Origin of the sequence: Streptomyces sp. CB00316, assembly GCF_001905595.1 — a bacterium.
Taxonomy (GTDB): Bacteria; Actinomycetota; Actinomycetes; order Streptomycetales; family Streptomycetaceae; genus Streptomyces.
Window position 1 is genome coordinate 1 of the sequence record NZ_LIXI01000020.1, and the last position, 19,987, is coordinate 19,987.

A 19,987-nucleotide genomic window follows, 5' to 3' on the forward strand; every position below is an offset into this window, starting at 1 on the left:
TCGGGACGGTCGAAGAGCGCGGTGCTGTTCTCGGGTCAGGGTTCGCAGCGGCTCGGTATGGGTCGTGGGTTGTACGGGGCTTTTCCGGTGTTCGCGGAGGCGTTGGACGCGGTGGTCGCGTTGCTGGACGTGGGGTTGGGGTGTTCGCTGCGTGAGGTGATGTGGGGTGAGGATGCCGGGCTGTTGGACGACACCGGTTTCGCTCAGCCGGCGTTGTTCGCGGTCGAGGTGGCGTTGTTCCGGTTGGTGGAGTCGTGGGGTGTGGCTCCTGATTTCGTGGCGGGTCATTCGATCGGTGAGGTCGCGGCGGCTCATGTGGCGGGGGTGTTGTCGCTGGAGGACGCTTGCGCGCTGGTGGTGGCGCGGGCGTCGTTGATGCGGGCGCTGCCCGAGGGTGGCGCGATGATCGCGGTGCAGGCGACGGAGGCGGAGGTCGTGCCGCTGTTGTCCGACGGTGTGTCGGTCGCCGCGGTCAACGGTCCCGAGTCGGTGGTCGTCTCGGGTGATGAGGATGCTGTGCTGGCGGTTGCCGCGCGGGTGGCGGAGCTGGGGCGGAAGACGACGCGTCTGCGGGTGTCGCACGCGTTCCACTCGCCGTTGATGGACCCGATGCTGGAGGAGTTCCGCAGCGTGGCCGAGCAGCTGGCCTACGCGCAGCCGGTGATTCCCGTGGTCTCGAATCTGACGGGTCGGGTGGCTTCGGCGGGCGAGCTGTGTTCGGCGGAGTACTGGGTGCGGCACGTTCGTGAGGCCGTCCGTTTCGCGGATGGTGTGCGGGTGCTGGGGGAGCAGGGGGTGTCTCTGTTCCTGGAGTTGGGGCCGGACGGTGTGCTGTCGGCGATGGCTCAGGAGTCGGTGCCGGAGGGTGCCGTCACCGTGCCGACCCTCCGCAAGGAACGCCCCGAGGAAACGACCCTCGTCACCGCACTCGCACGGCTCCACGTCCAGGGCGTACGGGTGGACTGGCCGGACTTCTTCGCCGGGACCGGCGCCCGGCCGGTCGACCTGCCGACCTATGCCTTCCAGCACGAACGGTTCTGGCCGAGGACCACCTTCCGGCCGGCCGACGCGACAGGCCTCGGGCTGACCTCGGCGGACCACCCGCTTCTAGGCGCCGCCATGTCCGTCGCGGGCTCCGACGAACTCCTGCTGACCGGCACCCTCTCGCTGACCACCCACCCCTGGCTCGCCGACCATGTCGTCAGCGGCATGGTCTTCTTCCCGGGCACCGGTTTCCTCGAACTCGCCATCAGGGCCGCCGACCAGGCCGGATGCGACCGCGTCGAGGAACTGATGCTGGCCGCCCCGCTCATCCTGCCCAGCACAGGCGCCGTCCAGGTGCAGATCTCCGTCGGCGGCGCCGACGAGGAGGGTCGCCGCGAACTGCGCTTCTACACCCGCCCCGCGGAGGCGCGGGACGACGAGTGGACCCTGCACGCCTCCGGGCGGATCGGTAACGGGGAGCAGGTCCTCGGCTTCGACGGAGCCGTATGGCCGCCCAAGGGCGCCACCGTGGTGGACATCGAGGGCCTGTACGACCGCTACGCGAGCAACGGGCTCGACTACGGGCCGGTCTTCCGAGGCCTGCGCGCCGTCTGGCGCCGGGACGAGGAGATATTCGCCGAGGTCGCCCTCGACCGGAGCGTCAGCGACGCGGACGAGTTCGGGATCCACCCGGCGCTGCTCGACTCCGTCCTGCACAGCACCGTGTTCGCCAGCGCGGACGGAGACGACCGCAGCCTCCTGCCCTTCGCCTGGAACGGGGTGTCCCTGCACGCCTCCGGAGCCGCCACCCTGCGCGTCCGCGTGACCAGCAACGGCAAGGACTCCGTGCGGCTGGCCGCCGTCGACGTCCAGGGCGAACCCGTGATCTCCGTGGACTCGCTGCTTCTGCGCGCAGCGGGCCCGCAGGCGGTCGACGCCGACCGCCGCGACGAACTGAACTCCCTCTTCCGCGTCGACTGGACGCCCACGACCCCGGAGAAGGCCGACACCGACACCATCTGGGCGGTGCTCGGCAGGGATGAACTGGGCCTGACCGCGGCCCTCGCGTCGACCGGCGCCGCCCGGCTCGCCGCCCCGGCCGCCACCCTCGCCGACCTGGCCGCCCGCAGTGACGCGGAGACGCCCGGAATCGTCGTCGTCCCGCTGCGTGGCGACCGTGCGCGCGGCGCGGAGTCGGCCCACGAACTTGCTGAATACACCCTCACGCTGATACAGGAGTGGCTGGCCGAGGAGCGGTTCGCCGGCTCGCGGCTGGTGTTCGTCACGCGCGGCGCGATGACGGTCGCCGACGAGGACGCCGTCGATGTGGCGGCGGCCTCGGTGTGGGGCCTGGTGCGCTCGGCCCAGGCGGAGAACCCCGGGCGCTTCCTGCTGGTCGACGCCGACGACGCCGACGCCTCGGCCTCCGTGCTCCCCGCACTGCCAGGACTGGCGGACGCCGACGAGCCGCAGGCCGTGGTCCGCGACGGCGCGCTGCGCGTCGGCCGCCTCACCAGGCTGGAGTCGGGCACGGGTCTGGTGCCGCCGACCGAGGGGCCGTGGCGACTCGGCAGCCGGGCCAAGGGCAGCCTCGACGGCCTGACCCTCGCACCGTTCACCGAGGTGTTCGAACCGCTACGGGGCCGCGAGGTCCGCGTCGAGGTCCGTGCGGCGGGGGTCAACTTCCGCGATGTCCTCAACGCCCTGGGCATGTACCCCGGCGACGCCGGCCTGTTCGGCTCCGAGGCCGCCGGCGTCGTCGTCGGGACCGGACCCGACGTCACCGGCCTCCAGGTCGGCGACCGGGTCATGGGCATGCTCTTCGGCGGCTTCGGCACCCATGTGGTCGGCGACGAACGCATGATGACCCCCGTCCCCGAGGGGTGGTCGTGGGAGTCGGCGGCGTCGGTGCCGTTGGTGTTCCTGACGGCGTATTACGCGTTGGTGGAGCTGGGTGGGGTGCGTGCGGGGGAGAAGGTGCTGATCCATGCCGGTGCGGGTGGTGTGGGTATGGCGGCGATCCAGGTGGCGAGGTATCTGGGTGCGGAGGTCTTCGCGACGGCGAGTAAGGGCAAGTGGGATGTTCTGCGGTCGTTGGGTGTGGCGGATGATCACATCGCGTCGTCGCGTTCGACGGACTTCGAGGCGGTGTTCGCGGGGGTCGCTGGTGGTGTTGATGTTGTTCTGAACTCGTTGGCGGGTGAGTTCGTGGACGCGTCGTTGCGTTTGCTGGGGGCTGGTGGGCGGTTCCTGGAGATGGGGAAGACGGATGTGCGGGAGGCTGCTGGTCTGCCGGAGGGGGTGGTGTATCGGGCGTTCGACCTGGGCTGGGTGGATCCGGAGGGGATCGGGCGGATGCTGGCCGAGGTGATGGGGTTGTTCGGGCGTGGTGTTCTGGTGCCGTTGCCGGTGCGGTCGTGGGATGTGCGGCGGGCGCGGGATGCGTTCCGGTTCATGAGTATGGCCAGGCATGTGGGCAAGATCGTGTTGAGGATGCCGCGGGTGTGGGATCCGGCGGGCACGGTGCTGGTCACGGGTGGTACGGGTGGTCTGGGTGGTGTGCTGGCGCGGCATCTGGTGGCGGAGCGTGGGGTGCGGCATCTGGTGCTCACGAGTCGGCGTGGTGGGGATGCGCCGGGTGCTGGGGAGCTGGTGGATGATCTGCGGGCGCTGGGTGCTTCGGTGTCCGTCGTGGCGTGTGATGTCGCGGACCGTGGGGCGTTGGCTGGGTTGTTGGACGGTATTGCGGCCGATCGTCCGTTGACGGCTGTGGTGCATACGGCGGGTGTGCTGGATGACGGGGTGATCGGTTCGCTGACTCCCGGGCGGCTGGATGCGGTGCTGCGGCCGAAGGTGGACGCGGCCTGGAACCTCCACGAGCTCACCCAGGGGCACGACCTCGCCGCCTTCGTCCTCTACTCCTCCACCGCCGGCGTCATGGGCAGCCCGGGGCAGGCCAACTACGCGGCCGGTAACACCTTTCTCGACGCGCTCGCCGGACACCGGCGCTCCCTCGGCCTGCCCGGACTCTCCCTGGCCTGGGGCGCCTGGGAACAGGGCGTCGGCATGACCAGCACGCTGGAGGACCAGGACGTGCGCCGGGTCAGCAGCGGCTCCGGAATGCCGCTCCTCTCCGTGGAGCGAGGTCTCGCCCTGTTCGACACGGCACTCGCGAGCGACGAGTCACTGATCGTGCCGCTCGCCCTGTCCGGCAACGCGATCCCGGCCACCGCCGACGTCCCCGCCCTCCTGCGCGGACTCGTGCGCAGCGGCCGCCGCGCCGCCAGGAGCGAGGCCACCGGGGCGTCCCGTGCGGGCCTCGTCGAGAAGCTCGCCGCACTGCGTGAGGACGAGCGGCCCCGGCTGCTCACCGAACTCGTCCGCGCCGAGGCGGCTGTGGTGCTGGCGCACTCCTCGCCCGAAGCCATCGCGGTGGAGCGCGAGTTCCGCCAGCTCGGTTTCGACTCGCTGACCGCCGTCGAACTGCGCAACCGACTGGCGACCGTCACCGGACTGACGCTTCCGGCCACCCTGATCTTCGACTACCCCACACCGGCCCGGCTCGCGGCCTTCCTGCTCGACGAACTGGTGGGAGACGACGCCGTCGCGACCGTCGCCGTGCGCGAAGCGCGCGACGGCTTTGACCCCGGCGACGACCCGATCGCGATCGTCGGCATGAGCTGCCGCTTCCCCGGCGGCGTGGAATCACCGGAAGGGCTCTGGGACCTCGTACTCTCAGGCGGCGACGCGATCTCCGGCTTCCCCGACGACCGGGGATGGCAGGCCGACTCCACCATCGGCGCACGCGAAGGCCAGGGCGGCTTCCTGCGGGACGTCGCCGACTTCGACGCCGGATTCTTCGGCATCTCGCCGCGCGAGGCCATCGCCATGGACCCGCAGCAGCGTGTCCTCCTCGAAGTCTCCTGGGAGGCCGCCGAGCGGGCGGGCATCGACCCGGCCACCCTGCGCGGCAGCCGAACCGGCGTCTTCATGGGCGTCAGCGGCCAGGACTACGCCGGCCTCGTCATGCGGGCGAAGGACGACATGGCGGGCCACGCCACCACCGGCCTCGCGGTCAGCGTCGTCTCGGGCCGGCTCGCCTACGCGCTCGGCCTGGAAGGCCCCGCGATGTCGGTGGACACCGCCTGCTCGTCCTCGCTCGTCTCGCTGCACCTCGCGGCCCAGGCCCTGCGCAGCGGCGAATGCACCCTCGCCCTCGCCGGCGGGGTGACGGTGATGACCACCTCCGCCAACTTCGCCGGCTTCTCCCGCATGGGAGGGCTCGCGGGCGACGGACGCTGCAAGGCGTTCTCCGACTCCGCGGACGGGACCGGCTGGTCCGAGGGCGCGGCCGTGCTGGTCGTGGAACGGCTGTCGGACGCACGGCGCAACGGCCACACGGTGCTGGCCGTGGTCCGCGGCAGCGCCGTCAACCAGGACGGCGCGTCCAACGGACTGACGGCCCCGAACGGACCCGCGCAGCAGCGCGTCATCCGGCAGGCCCTCGCCAACGCCGGACTGTCCCCGGCCGACGTGGACGCCGTCGAGGCACACGGCACGGGCACCCCGCTGGGCGACCCCATCGAGGCACAGGCCCTGCTCGCCACCTACGGACAGGACCGGGAACTGCCCCTGCTGCTGGGATCGGTGAAGTCCAACATCGGCCACACCCAAGCCGCGGCGGGTGCGGCGGGCCTCATCAAGATGGTCATGGGCCTGCGGCACGGCACGCTCCCCAAGACGCTGCACCTCACCGAGCCGTCGAGCCACGTCGACTGGACGGCGGGCTCCGTGGAACTGCTGGCCGACACCACCACGTGGCCGGAGACCGGGCGCGCCCGGCGGGCGGGCGTCTCCTCCTTCGGGATCAGCGGCACGAACGCGCACGTGGTCCTGGAGCAGGCGGAACCGGCTCTCGACGCCGACGACGGCGTGCCCGGGACCACTCCCGACACCGTGCCGTGGCTCGTATCGGCGAAGAGCGAAGCCGCGCTGGAGGGGCAGATACAGCAGCTCCGGGCCTTCGCCCGGGAGCACCCCGACCGCCCGTACACGGACGTCGGCCTCACCCTCGCCACCTGCCGCTCACTCTTCGAACACCGCGCGGTGCTGCTGGCCACCCGCGAGGGCATCACGGAAGCGGCGAGGGGAGCGGCCACCGAGCAGTCGACGGCGGTGCTGTTCTCGGGTCAGGGTTCGCAGCGGCTCGGTATGGGACGCGAACTGTACGAGGCCTTCCCGGTGTTCGCCGATGCGCTCGACGCCGTCCTCCGCCATCTGGACGAAGGGGCGGACGGCTCGCTGCGTGAGGTGATGTGGGGTGAGGACGCCGACCTCCTGAACGAGACGGGCGCGGCCCAGCCGGCGTTGTTCGCGGTCGAGGTGGCGTTGTTCCGGTTGGTGGAGTCGTGGGGTGTGCGGCCCGACTTCGTGGCGGGGCATTCGATCGGTGAGATCGCGGCGGCTCATGTGGCGGGGGTGTTCTCGCTGGAGGACGCCTGCACGCTGGTGGCGGCGCGGGCGCGGCTCATGCGGGCGCTGCCGGTGGGCGGCGCCATGATCGCCGTCCAGGCCACCGAGGACGAGGTACTTCCGCTGCTCTCCGACGGGGTGTCGGTTGCCGCGGTCAACGGGCCGGCTTCGGTGGTGGTGTCCGGTGATGAGGATGCCGTGCTGGAGGTGGCCGCGCGGTTGGAAGGGCTGGGGCGGAAGACGACGCGTCTGCGGGTGTCGCACGCGTTCCACTCGCCGTTGATGGACCCGATGCTGGAGGAGTTCCGTGCCGTCGCGCAGGGGCTGTCGTACGGGGTGCCGGGCATCCCGGTCGTCTCGAACCTGACGGGTCGGGTGGCTTCGGCGGGCGAGCTGTGTTCGGCGGAGTACTGGGTGCGGCACGTCCGTGAGGCCGTCCGCTTCGCCGACGGCATACAGGCCCTGGCCGAGCACGGCGCGACCGCGTTCCTGGAACTCGGCCCCGACGGAGTGCTCTCCGCGATGGCACGCGAAACGCTGCCCGCCTCATCGGTGGTGGCACCCGTGCTGCGCAAGGGGTGGGGCGAGGAAGCGGCCTTCCTGACCGCCCTCGCCCGGTTGCACGCGGCAGGAGCCGTCGTCGACTGGACACCAGCCTTCGCCGGGACGGGCGCCCGGCCGGCCGACCTGCCGACGTACGCGTTCCAGCGGGAGAGGTTCTGGCCCGAGGTGGTCGCAGCGGCGCCCGCCGACGGGGGCGACCCGGTCGACGCGGAGTTCTGGGCCGCCGTCGAACGCGAGGACCTTCAGTCGCTCGCGGCGGGCCTGGACGTGGACGGCGAGTCGCTCGGAGCCGTGCTGCCCGCACTGTCCTCCTGGCGCAGCCGGCACAAGTCCCGCTCGGCCATGGAAGCGTGGCGCTACCGGCAGACCTGGAAGCCGCTGACCGTCAGCGGCGCCGCAGGCTCCCTGCCCGGCTCGTGGCTGGTGCTGGCACCCCCGGAGGGCACCGCCGACACGTGGGTGAACGCGCTGATCAGCGCACTCGGCCCGGCCGTTGTGCGCGTGGACGCCGTCCCCGGCACCCTCGCCGACCGTCTCACCGAGGCCGCCCCCGCCGGGTTCACCGGCGTGCTGTCGCTCCTCGCCCTGGACGAGTCGGCCGGCCCCGCAGCGGTCCCGGCGGGACTCACCGCCACCGCCGCCCTCCTCCGGGCCCTCGGTGAGGCCGGGATCGCGGCCCCCCTGTGGACCGTCACCCGTGGCGCCGTCTCCACCGGCCGCTCCGATGAGCCGGCCCGACCCGCCCAGGCCGCCGTATGGGGGCTCGGGAGGGTCGCGGCGCTCGAACACCCCCGGCGGTGGGGCGGCCTCGCAGACCTGCCCGAAGAGCTGGACGAGCGGTCCGTACGGCGCTTCGTCGCCGTACTGGCCGGACAGGGCGGCGACGACGCGGAGGACCAGATAGCGGTCCGCGCCTCGGGCGTGTTCGGCCGCAGGATGGTCGCCGCGCCCGCCGCCGAGAGCACGGTGGCGACCGAGGACAGGTGGCAGCCCACCGGCACGGTGCTCATCACCGGCGGAACAGGCGCTCTCGGCGCTCATGTCGCACGCCGGCTGGCGAACGAGGGAGCAGAACACCTCGTCCTCCTCAGCCGCCGTGGCCCCGACGCCCCCGGCGCCCAGGAACTGCGTGCCGAACTCACCGCCCTCGGCGCCCAGGTCACGCTCACCGCGTGCGACGCGGCCGACCGGGACCAGCTGGCACAGGTACTCGCCGCCCTACCCGAGGACCGCCCGCTGACCGGTGTGGTGCACACGGCCGGCGTACTCGACGACGGGGCGCTGGCCGGGCTGACGGCCGACCGTTTCGATGCGGTCTTCCGCTCCAAGGTCGCCTCCGCCCTCCTGCTCGACGAACTGACCCGGGACCTCGACCTCTCGGTCTTCGCCCTGTTCTCCTCGGTCGCCGGTGCGGTCGGCAACCCGGGGCAGGCCAACTACGCGGCGGCCAACGCGGTCCTCGACGCGCTCGCCGAGCGACGCCGGCACCTCGGTCTGCCCGGGACCTCGATCGCCTGGGGCGCCTGGAGCGGCGGCGGCATGGCCGAGCGCGCGACGCGCAACGGACGCATCACCCGGTTGCTCGATCCCGGACTGGCCGTCTCCGCACTCCTGCGCACCGTCGTGGAACCCGAGCCCACCGTCGTCCTCGCCGACCTCCGGCAACCGGACCTGCTCCACGCCCTGCTCACGCCGCGGCCGAGCCCTCTGCTGTCCGACCTGCCCGAGGCCCGCAGGGCCATGGCAGCCCTGCGCGAGACGCGGAACACGTCCTCATCGGCCGCCGCCGAACTGCGGGAGCGCCTGCGGGCAGCCACCGCATCCGAACGGACCGCCGTACTGCTGGGCGCCGTCCGTGCCCGGGCGGCCGTCGTACTCGGGCACGCCGACGCCGACGCGATCAAGGGCGACAAGGCGTTCCGCGACCTCGGCTTCGATTCGCTGACCGCTGTCGAACTCAGCAGCCGGCTGACGGAGCTCACCGGCCTGGAGCTCCCGGCGAGCCTCGTGTTCGACTACCCGAACCCGCAGGCGCTGGCACGCCACCTCCTCGCGGAGATCCTCGCGGAACTCGACGGCGCCCCCGGGGAGGGGCACGACGGGTCGGCCGCCGCCGTCCCCGCCACCACCGCGATCACCGACGATCCGGTCGTCATCGTCGGCATGGCCTGCCGCTTCCCCGGCGGGGTGCGATCGCCGGAGGACCTGTGGCAGATGCTCACGGACGGCCGCGACGGCATCGACGCGTTCCCCACGGACCGGGGCTGGGACCTCGACGTGCTCGCCGGCGCCGGCCAGGGCCGCAGCGTGACGCACGAAGGCGGATTCCTCTACGAGGCCGCCGACTTCGACCCGGGCTTCTTCGGCATCTCCCCGCGTGAGGCCCTCGCCATGGACCCCCAGCAGCGACTGCTGCTGGAAACCGCGTGGGAGGCGTTCGAACGCACAGGGACCGACCCGACCACGCTCCGCGGCAGCCGGACCGGAGTGTTCGTCGGTACGAACGGCCAGGACTACGCCGGTCTGATCCTCCGCACCGACGAGGACGTCGAGGGCCACGCCGGCACGGGACTCGCCGCCAGCGTCATCTCCGGCAGGATCTCCTACGCCTTCGGCTTCGAGGGCCCCGCCGTCACCGTGGACACGGCCTGCTCGTCCTCCCTGGTCGCCCTGCACTGGGCCGCCCAGGCGCTCCGCGCGGACGAGTGCTCCCTGGCACTGGTCGGCGGCGTCACCGTGATGTCCACCGCCACGAGCTTCGCCGGGTTCACCCGTCAGGGCGGGCTCGCCCCCGACGGGCGCTGCAAGGCCTTCTCCGAATCCGCCGACGGCACCGGCTGGTCCGAGGGCGTCGGCCTGATCGTCGTCGAACGGCTCTCCGACGCCCGGCGCAACGGCCACGAGGTCCTCGCGGTGCTGCGTGGCTCCGCCGTCAACCAGGACGGCGCGTCGAACGGGCTCACCGCCCCCAACGGCCCGTCCCAGCAGCGGGTGATCCGCCAGGCGCTCGCCAGCGGCGGCCTCACCCCCGCCGACGTGGACGCCGTCGAGGCACACGGCACCGGAACCGTTCTGGGCGACCCCATCGAGGCCGGGGCCCTGCTCGCCGCCTACGGCCGCGACCGGGACCCCGAGCGGCCCCTGCTGCTCGGCTCGGTGAAGTCCAACCTCGGCCACACCCAGGCCGCCGCCGGCGTCTCGGGCGTCCTCAAGACGGTTCTCGCGCTCCGACACGGCACCCTGCCCCGGACCCTGCACGTCAGCGAGCCCTCCACCCGGGTCAACTGGTCCTCCGGAGCGGTCGAGCTGCTGACCGAGCCGCGCGCGTGGCCCGAGACCGGGCGCGCCCGCAGGGCCGGTGTGTCGTCCTTCGGTATCAGCGGGACGAACGCCCACGTGATCCTGGAGCAGGCACCGGAGACCGAGGCCGCCGAGGAGGCACCCGTGGCCGTCCCCGCGGTGGCGCCCGCGGTCGTGCCCTGGCTCGTGTCGGCCAGGACGGAAGCCGCGCTCGACGCCCAGCTGGACCGGTTGCGGTCCTTCGTCGCGGAGCGCCCCGGGCTCTCCCCGGCCGACGTCGGGCTGTCGCTGATCGAGAGCCGGTCCGCCTTCGAGCACCGGGCCGTTCTGCTCGCACCGGGCGACGGCGCCGACGCACCCGTGCGGCCGGCCGCCAGGGGAGTGGTGACGGAACGGGCGACCGCCGTCCTCTTCTCCGGACAGGGCAGCCAGCGGCTCGGAGCGGGCCGGGAGCTGTACGCACGGTTCCCGGTCTTCGCCGACGCCCTCGACTCCGTACTGGCCCACCTGGACGCCGGGACGGACCGCCCCCTGCGCGACGTGATCTGGGGCGAGGACGCCGGGGCGCTGAACCGCACGGCGTACACCCAGCCCGCTCTGTTCGCCGTCGAGGTCGCCCTGTTCCGGCTGGTCGAGTCATGGGGTCTCACCCCGGACTTCGTGGCAGGCCACTCGATCGGTGAGATATCCGCCGCGCACGTGGCCGGGGTGTTCTCCCTTCAGGACGCTGCCCGGCTGGTGCTCGCGCGGGCCCGGCTGATGGACGCGATGCCCGAAGGTGGCGCCATGGCCGCCGTGGAGGCCGACGAGGACGAGGTCCGGCCGCTGCTCGGCGACCGTCTGGCGATCGCCGCGGTCAACGGGCCCACCTCGCTGGTGATCTCCGGCGACGTGGACCGGGTGGCGGAGGCGGTCGAGCGTCTGGCGGCCGGCGGACGCAGGACGAGCCGGCTGTCGGTGAGCCACGCGTTCCACTCGCCCCTGATGGAGCCGATGCTGGACGCGTTCCGCGAAGTGGCCCAGAAGCTCACCTACCACGCGCCGCACCTGCCGGTCGTCTCGAACGTGACGGGCCGGGTGGCCGAGAACGGGGAGATGCGCTCCGCCGACTACTGGGTGCGGCACGTCCGAGAGGCGGTCCGCTTCGCCGACGGCGTACGCACCCTCGTCGACCACGGCGTGGGCCGCTTCCTCGAACTGGGCCCGGACGGGGTGCTGTCCGCCATGGCCAGCGACTCCGTCCCGGCCGACGCCGTGGTGGTGCCGCTCCTCCGCAAGGACAGGTCGGAGGAACTGACCGCCGTCACCGCGCTGGCCCAGCTGTACGCGCACGGCGCGCCGGCCGACTGGACCGCGGTCCTGGCGGGTGTCGGCGCACGGCGGATCGAGCTGCCGACGTATGCCTTCCAGCGCGAGCGCTACTGGCCGCGCGCGGCGGCGGGCACGGCGGGAGACGCCTCCGGCCTCGGCCTGGTGGCCGCCGGGCACCCGCTGCTGAGCGCGGCGACGACGATGGCGGGATCCGACGACGTGGTCCTGACGGGTCGGCTCTCGCTCCAGGCGCTGCCCTGGCTGGAGGCCCGCCGGGCCCCGGACGGGACCGTGACGCTTCCCGCCGCCGCCTTCGCCGAGCTGGCGGTACGCGCCGGCGACGAGGCGGGCTGCGGGACGGTGGAGGAACTGGCCCTGGAGAAGGCGTTGCTCGTGCCCGACCGGGGCGCGGTCCGCATCCAGGTGCGGGTGGGCGCCGCCGACGTCGGCCGCCGCTCCCTGGACGTCTACGCCCGCCCCGAGGGCGCGGCGGACCTCCCCTGGACCCGGCACGCCACCGGGGTCCTGGCCGCCGGTGTGGAGACGGGCTCACCCGGGACGACGTTCGACACCTCCGTGTGGCCGCCCGCGGGCGCCGAACCCGTCCTGTCGGAGGAGGACGGCGCGGACGCCTGGCGGGTGGGGGGTGCCGTGTTCGCGGAGATCACCCTCCCCGAGGAGGCGGACCGGGACGGCGCGTTCACGTTGCACCCCACCCTCCTGGACGCGGCGGTCCGAGCGGCGCGACTGCTCGACGGCGGCACGGACGGTGTGGGCGACGTGGGCGACTGGCACGGACTGACCCTGCACGCGGCGGCCGCCACGGCCCTGCGGGTACGGCTGACGCCCCTCGGGGAGGACTCCGTGGCGCTGGAAGCCGTCGACGCGAACGGCGATGCGGTGCTGTCGGTACGGTCGATGACGTTGCGTCAGGTGACGGCCGCCCCGGTGGACGAGGCCGTCGTCCCGCTGCTCACAGTCGCCTGGGAGGCCGCGCCCGCCTCGGCGCGGCCCGCGTCTCCGGCCGCTCTGCGCTGGGCCGTTCTGGGCGCGGACCCGGTCGGCCTGGCCGACGGGCTGGGCGGCGCTTCTGTCGCGCACGCCGGGTCGCTGGCCGTGCTCCTGGACGCCGACGGCCCGTTCCCGGACGTCGTCCTGGCTCCGGTATCGGGAGACGGCGACATCCCGGACGCGCTGCGGACCTCGACCGTCGCCGCGCTCGACCTGCTCCGCGCCTGGTCGGCCGACCGGCGTACGCAGGAAGCGACGCTCGTGTTCGTGACCCGTGGCGCGGTCGCCGTAGGCGGCGAGGGCGTGACCGACCTCGGCGCCGCCCCCGTCTGGGGACTGGTCCGCTCCGCCCAACTGGAGGAGCCCGACAGTTTCTTCCTCCTGGACCTCGACGCGTCCGGTTCCGGCACGGCCCTCGCGGCCCTCCCCGGACTGCTGGAGGCCGGTGAGTCCCAGGCGGCCCTGCGCGAAGGGACCGTACGCGTGGCACGGCTGGCGCCCCTGCCCGAGCCCGAGAGGGACGCCGCACCGCAAGCGGACCGGGCCTGGGACCGCGACGGCACGGTGCTCATCACGGGCGGCACCGGCGGACTCGGCAGCCTCCTCGCCAGGCATCTGGTGACCTCGCACGGCATGAAGCACCTGCTGCTCGTCGGCCGACGGGGCCCCGACGCCCCGGGAGCCGGGGGACTGCGGGCCGAACTGGCCGGTCTCGGGGCCGAGGTGACCATCACCACCTGCGACGTGTCCGACCGGTCGGCGCTCGAAGCCCTGCTGGCCGCCGTGCCCGCGGAGCACCCGCTGACCGCCGTGGTGCACACGGCGGGCGTGCTGGCCGACGCCACGATCGGAACCCTGACCCCCGAACTCCTCGACCGGTCCCTGCGCTCCAAGGCGGACGCGGCCTGGTGGCTGCACGAGGCGCTCCGGGACGCCGGCCACGACCTGGCGGCCTTCGTCCTCTACTCCTCGGTCGCCGGAGTGATCGGCGGACCCGGCCAGGGCAACTACGCCGCCTCCAACGTGTTCCTGGACGCGCTGGCCGCCCACCGCGCCGCCCTCGGTCTGCCCGCCGTGTCCCTCGCCTGGGGCCCGTGGGCACAGGACAGCGGGATGACCAGCACCCTGAGCGACGCCGACCAGCGGCGCATACACCGCTCAGACCAGGCCACCCTGTCGGCGGAACAGGGCCTCGCCCTGTTCGACGCCGCGACGGCACGGGACGACGCGCTCGTCGTGCCCGTGAGGCCCGGCAGCGGGGCGGGCCCGACCGCCGCCGGCCCCGCGATCCTGCGCGGACTGGTGCCGGCCGCCCGCCGCACCGCCGCGGCCCGCGACCGCGCGGCCGGTCTGGCCGGGCGCCTGGAAGGGCTGGACGCCCAGGAGCGGGAGACGGCCCTGGTCGAGCTGGTGCGCGCCGACACCGCCGCCGTCCTCGGGCACAGCGGCCCGGACGCCGTCGAGGCCGAACGGGACTTCAGCAAGCTGGGCTTCGACTCGCTCATGGCCGTGGAGCTGCGCACCAGGCTCGCCGCCTCCACCGGCGTACGCCTGGCCACGACCCTGGTGTTCGACCACCCCACCCCGGTCGCCGTCGCCCGGCACCTCGCGTCCGCACTGTTCGTCACGGAAGCCCCCGGCAAGGGCACCTCCCCTCTGGCCGCGCTCGACCGACTGGAGGCCGCACTCACCGAGAGCGGGATCGACGAGGTCACCAGGACCGGCGTCGCCGGACGGCTGCGCCACCTGCTCGCCCGGTGGGAGGGGCCCGCCCCGCAGGCCGGCGGACCGGTCGTCACCGAACGGATCGAGGCCGCGAGCGCCGAAGAGATCCTCGCGTTCATCGACAACGAACTCGGCCGGTCTGCGGATTCCTGACAGGGGCGCAACTCCCCTCGCTAGCGATACATCTGAGGAAGGTTCACGGACGATGCCGGACCAAGAGAAACTCGTCGAATACCTGAAGTGGGTCACCACGGACCTGCACCAGACCCGCAAACGGCTCGAAGAGGCCGAAGCGGGTCGCCACGAACCCGTGGCGATCGTCGGAATGGGGTGCAGGTTCCCCGGCGGCGTCCGCTCCCCGGAGGACTTCTGGGAGCTGCTCTCCTCGGGACGGAGCGCGATCTCCGGGTTCCCCGAGGACCGCGGCTGGGACCTGGAGACCCTCGCCGGCGACGGGGAGGGGCGAAGCGCCACCCTGGAGGGCGGCTTCGTCCACGAGGCGCCGGACTTCGACCCCGCCTTCTTCGACATCTCGCCCCGTGAGGCCCTGGCCATGGACCCCCAGCAGCGGCTGCTGCTGGAGGTGGCCTGGGAGGCCGTCGAGCGTTCGGGCATCGACCCCGGGACACTGCGCGGCAGCAGGACCGGCGTCTTCGTCGGCACCAACTCCCAGGACTACGCCCACCTGGTGCTCGCCTCGGGCGACGACATGGGCGGGTACGCGGGCAACGGACTCGCCGCGAGCGTGCTGTCGGGACGGCTGTCGTTCGTGCTCGGCCTGGAGGGCCCGGCGGTGACGCTCGACACCGCGTGCTCCTCCTCCCTGGTGACCCTCCACCTCGCCGCGCAGGCCGTGCGCAACGGCGAATGCTCGCTCGCCCTGGCCGGCGGTGTGACGGTGATGGCGACCTCCTCCAGCTTCGCCGGGTTCAGCGTCCAGGGCGGTCTCGCCGCCGACGGACGCTGCAAGGCGTTCTCCGACTCGGCCGACGGCACCGCCTGGTCCGAGGGCGCCGGCATGATCGTCGTCGAACGACTGTCCGATGCCCGCCGCAACGGGCACCCCGTCCTCGCCGTCCTCCGCGGCAGCGCCGTCAACCAGGACGGCGCCTCCAACGGACTGAGCGCCCCCAACGGCCCGTCCCAGCAACGGGTGATCCGCCAGGCCCTGGCCGGCGCCGGTCTCTCCCCGGCCGACGTGGACGCCGTCGAGGCGCACGGCACGGGCACCACCCTGGGCGACCCCATCGAGGCGGGCGCCCTGCTGGCCGCCTACGGCCAGGACCGGGCGCCGGATCGCCCGCTGTGGCTCGGCGCCGTCAAGTCGAACATCGGGCACACCCAGGCGGCCGCGGGGGTCGCGGGCGTCATGAAGATGGTGCTCGCGCTCCGCGCGGAAGTGCTGCCCAGGTCGCTGCATGTGGACGCACCGTCCTCGCACGTGGACTGGTCGGCCGGGGACGTACGGCTGCTCACCGAGGAGGTGGCGTGGCCGGCCGGTGAGCGGGTGCGCCGGGCCGGTGTGTCCTCCTTCGGCATCAGCGGAACCAACGCGCACGTCATCATCGAACAGGCGCCGCCCGCCGAGGAGAGCGACGAACCGGCACCGGCCCCCGACCCGAAGACCGTGCCCCGGATCGTCCCCTGGCCTGTCTCCGGCCGTGGTGAGGCCGCGCTCGACGCCCAGCTGAACGCCGTACGCTCCCTGGCCGGAGCGCCCGGCCGCGCACCGCTGGACGTGGGCTTCTCACTCGCCACCACACGCTCCGCCTTCGAGTACCGCGCGGTGCTCCTGGCGGGAGAGAGCGGCGAGTTGGCCGAGGCCGCCCGCGGAACGTCCGCCAAGGGCGGCCTCGCCGTACTGTTCTCCGGCCAGGGCTCCCAGCGCCTCGGGGCCGGCCGGGAGCTGTACGGGCGCTTCCCCGTCTTCGCCGACGCGCTGGACACCGTACTGGCCCGGATGGACCACGAACTGGACCGGCCGCTGCGCGAGGTCATGTGGGGGCAGGACCCCGGCGCGCTCGACGACACGGGCTTCACCCAGCCCGCCCTGTTCGCCGTCGAGACCGCGCTGTACGCGCTGGTGCGCTCCTGGGGCGTCACCCCCGACTTCCTCGCCGGGCACTCGGTCGGCGAGATCACGGCCGCCCACGCGGCGGGGGTGCTCCCGCTGGAGGACGCCTGTCGGCTGGTCGCCGCGCGGGCCCGCCTGATGCGGGCCCTCCCCGCAGGCGGTGCGATGGTCGCCGTCCGGGCCACCGAGGACGAGGTCGCACCGCTGCTCAGCGACGGCGTGTCCCTCGCCGCGGTCAACGGCCCGGACTCCGTCGTCGTCTCCGGCGACGAGGCCGCCGTCCTCGCCCTCGCGGACCGGCTGTCCGCCGAAGGACGTAAGGCCACCCGGCTGTCGGTCAGCCACGCGTTCCACTCCCCGCTGATGGAACCCATGCTCGACGACTTCCGGGACGTCGCCGCGTCGCTGACGTTCGGTGAGATGTCCGTGCCCGTGATCTCCAACCTGACCGGAGAGCCGGCCGTCCCCGGAGAACTCGCCGACCCCGACTACTGGGTCCGCCACGTCCGCCGGCCCGTCCGCTTCGGCGACGGAGTACGGACGCTCGCCGGACGCGGCGTCCGCACCTTCCTGGAGCTCGGCCCCGACGCGGTGCTCTCCGCCCTCGTACCGGAGTCCGCCGAGGACCCGGCCGTGGCCGCCCTGCCCCTCCTGCGCTCCGAGCACCCGGAGGAGACCTCCGCGGTCACCGCGCTCGCCGGGCTCCACACGCGCGGGATCGCGGTCGACTGGGCCCAGTTCTTCGCCGGCACCGGAGCACGCCGGGTGGACCTGCCCACCTACGCCTTCCAGCGCCGCCGCTACTGGCCCACGGTGCGCGCCGTCCCCGCCGACGCCTCCGGCCTCGGTCTGACGGCCGCCGGGCACCCGCTGCTCGGCGCCGCGGTCACCATCGCGGAGTCCGACGAGACCGTCCTGACCGGCAGGCTGTCCGCGCAGTCGCACCCGTGGCTCGCCGACCACCGTGCCGACGGCCGGATCCTCCTGCCGGGCACCGCCCTCGCGGAGCTGGCGATCCGGGCCGGCGACCAGGCCGGAGCGGACCGTGTGGAGGAACTCACGCTGCTCGCCCCGCTGCTGCTCGCCGAGCGCGACGCGCTCACCGTGCAGGTCCGGGTGGGGGCGCAGGACGAACGGGGCCGCCGCGCGGTGACCGTCCACTCCCGCCCCGCCGACGGCGACACGGCCCCGTGGACGGCACACGCCCGCGGCACCCTTGCCCCGGGCGAACCCGCCGGCGACACCGCCGCGTTCGACACCTCAGTGTGGCCCCCGCACGCCGCCGAGCCCGCCGCCGTGGACGCCCTGCACGAGCGGCTCGGCACGGCCGGCATGACCTACGGGCCCGTGTTCCGGGGGCTCACGGGCGGCTGGATCGGCGAGGGCGAGATCTACGCGGACGTGGAGCTGCCCGCCCGGGTCGAGGACGCCGACGCGTATGGGATCCATCCCGCGCTGCTGGACGCCGCGGTCCGCGCCGCGGGCCTGCTCGACGACGCCGGCACCGCCGTCGCCTCGGTCGCCTGGCGCGGGCTGGTCCTGCACGCCGTCGCGGCCTCTGCCCTGCGCGTGCGGATCACCGCCACGGGCCCCCGCGAGGTGGCGCTGAGCGCCGTCGACACGACGGGCGCCCCGGTGCTCACCGTCGACTCCCTGGTCCTGGGCCCGCACACCGGCGAGGGGCGGACCCCGGCCGCGACCGCGACGGGAGGGGCCGGAAACGGCTCGCTCCTCACCCTCGACTGGGTGCCCGTCGCCATACCGGCGGCGCCCACCGGCACCCGCTGGGCCGTCGTCGGCACCGACGAACTCGACCTCGGCTACGCGATGCACCGCGCCGACGAGACCGTCAGCGCCTACGCGGAATCCCTCACCGGCGCGGTCGGCGACAGCGGTGTCGCCCCCGACGTCTTCCTCGTACCGGTGGTCGGCGACCCCGCCCTGCCGGGACCCGATGCGGTGCGCGCCCTCACCTCCCAGGTGCTCGGCCTCCTCCAGGAATGGCTGAACGAGCCCGCACTCGCGCAGTCCCGGCTGGTCTTCGTCACCCGCGGGGCCGTGGCCGCCGACGGCGAACGGATGCACGACCCGGCGGCCGCAGCCGTCCGGGGCCTCGTGCGCTCGGCGCAGACCGAGAACCCCGGGAGCTTCCTGCTGGTCGACATGGACGACACGTTCCTCTCGGCCGGTGTGCTCCCCGGGCTGCTGTCCCTCGACGAACAGCAACTGGTGGTGCGCGAGCACACCGTCAGGGCGGGCCGCCTCACCCGGCTCCCCGAGACCGGCGACGCGTCCCCGTCCGGCACGACGGCCCGTGCCTGGGACCCGGAAGGCACCGTGCTGATCACCGGCGGAACCGGCGGTCTCGGCAGCGAACTCGCCCGTCACCTCGCCACCGGGCACGGCGTACGGCGCCTCCTGCTGGCCAGTCGCAGCGGCCCCGACGCCCCTGGCGCGGACGAACTGGTCGCCTCCCTCGCCGAGTCGGGCGCCGAGGCCACCGTGGTCTCCTGCGACCTGGCCGACCGGGACGCGGTGGCCGCCCTGCTGGCCGGTGTGCCGGACGCGCACCCGCTGACCGCCGTCGTCCACACCGCGGGCGTCCTCGGCGACGCGATGACCGCCTCACTGACGCCACAACTGCTGGACCGCGTCTTCCGGCCGAAGGTGGACGGCGCCTGGAACCTGCATGAGGCGACCCGCGGCCTCGATCTCGCCGCGTTCGTGCTGTACTCCTCGGTCTCCGGCGTGCTGGGCAGCCCCGGACAGGGCAACTACGCCGCGGCCAACACCTATCTGGACGCGCTCGCCCAGCACCGCAGGGACCAGGGCCTGCCCGCCATCTCCCTGGCCTGGGGCCCCTGGGGCCGGGGCAGCGGCATGACCGGTCACGTGAGCGCCGCCGATCTGGAGCGGATGGCGCGGGGCGGCCTGCCGTCCCTGGACCTCGGCCAGGGCCACGCGCTCCTCGACGCCGCGCTCGTCCTGAACCGCGCCACGGTGGCCCCCGCCCGTGTCAACGTCGCCGGGCTCCGGGAACAGCAGGCCCTGCCGGCGCTCTGGCGGGAACTCGTGCCGCGCACCCGCCGGTCCGCCGCCGCGGCCGAGCGCTCGCCCGTCACGCTGCGGGAGCGGCTGCGCCACCTCGGCGCGGCCGAGCAGGAGAACCTGCTCACCGAGCTGGTGGTGGGCTACTCCGCGGCGCTCCTCGGCCACCCGGACCCCAGTGGGGTCGACCCCGAGAAGGGCTTCCTGGAACTGGGATTCGACTCGCTGGTCTCCGTCGGGCTACGCAACCAGCTCGGCGAGGCGCTCGGACTGCGGCTGCCGACCTCCGTCGTCTTCGACAGCGCGACGCCCGTGAAGCTCGCCCGGATGCTCCACGCCGAGCTGGCCGGGCAACTGGCCGCGGGCCCCGCAGGCGGCGCCGCCTCCTCGGGCCCGGCCCACGAGAGCCGGACCGTGAGCACGGAGGAGACGCTGGAGGGGCTGTTCTACGCGGCGGTACGGTCCGGGAAGATGGTCGAGGGCATGCGCATGCTGAAG

General features: G+C 73.6%; 1 protein-coding gene and 1 pseudogene. Both read left to right on the plus strand.

Features of this window, described 5'->3' with window-relative positions:
• Positions 1 to 14,520: type I polyketide synthase (locus tag AMK21_RS33070; RefSeq protein WP_107430035.1), on the plus strand; the 14,520-nt coding region annotated here is incomplete at its 5' end.
• A 91-nt stretch (positions 14,521 to 14,611) separates the two neighbouring features.
• Positions 14,612 to 19,840, plus strand: a pseudogene (locus tag AMK21_RS33075) (type I polyketide synthase); the annotation flags it as partial.
• Positions 19,841 to 19,987: the final 147 nt, after the last annotated feature.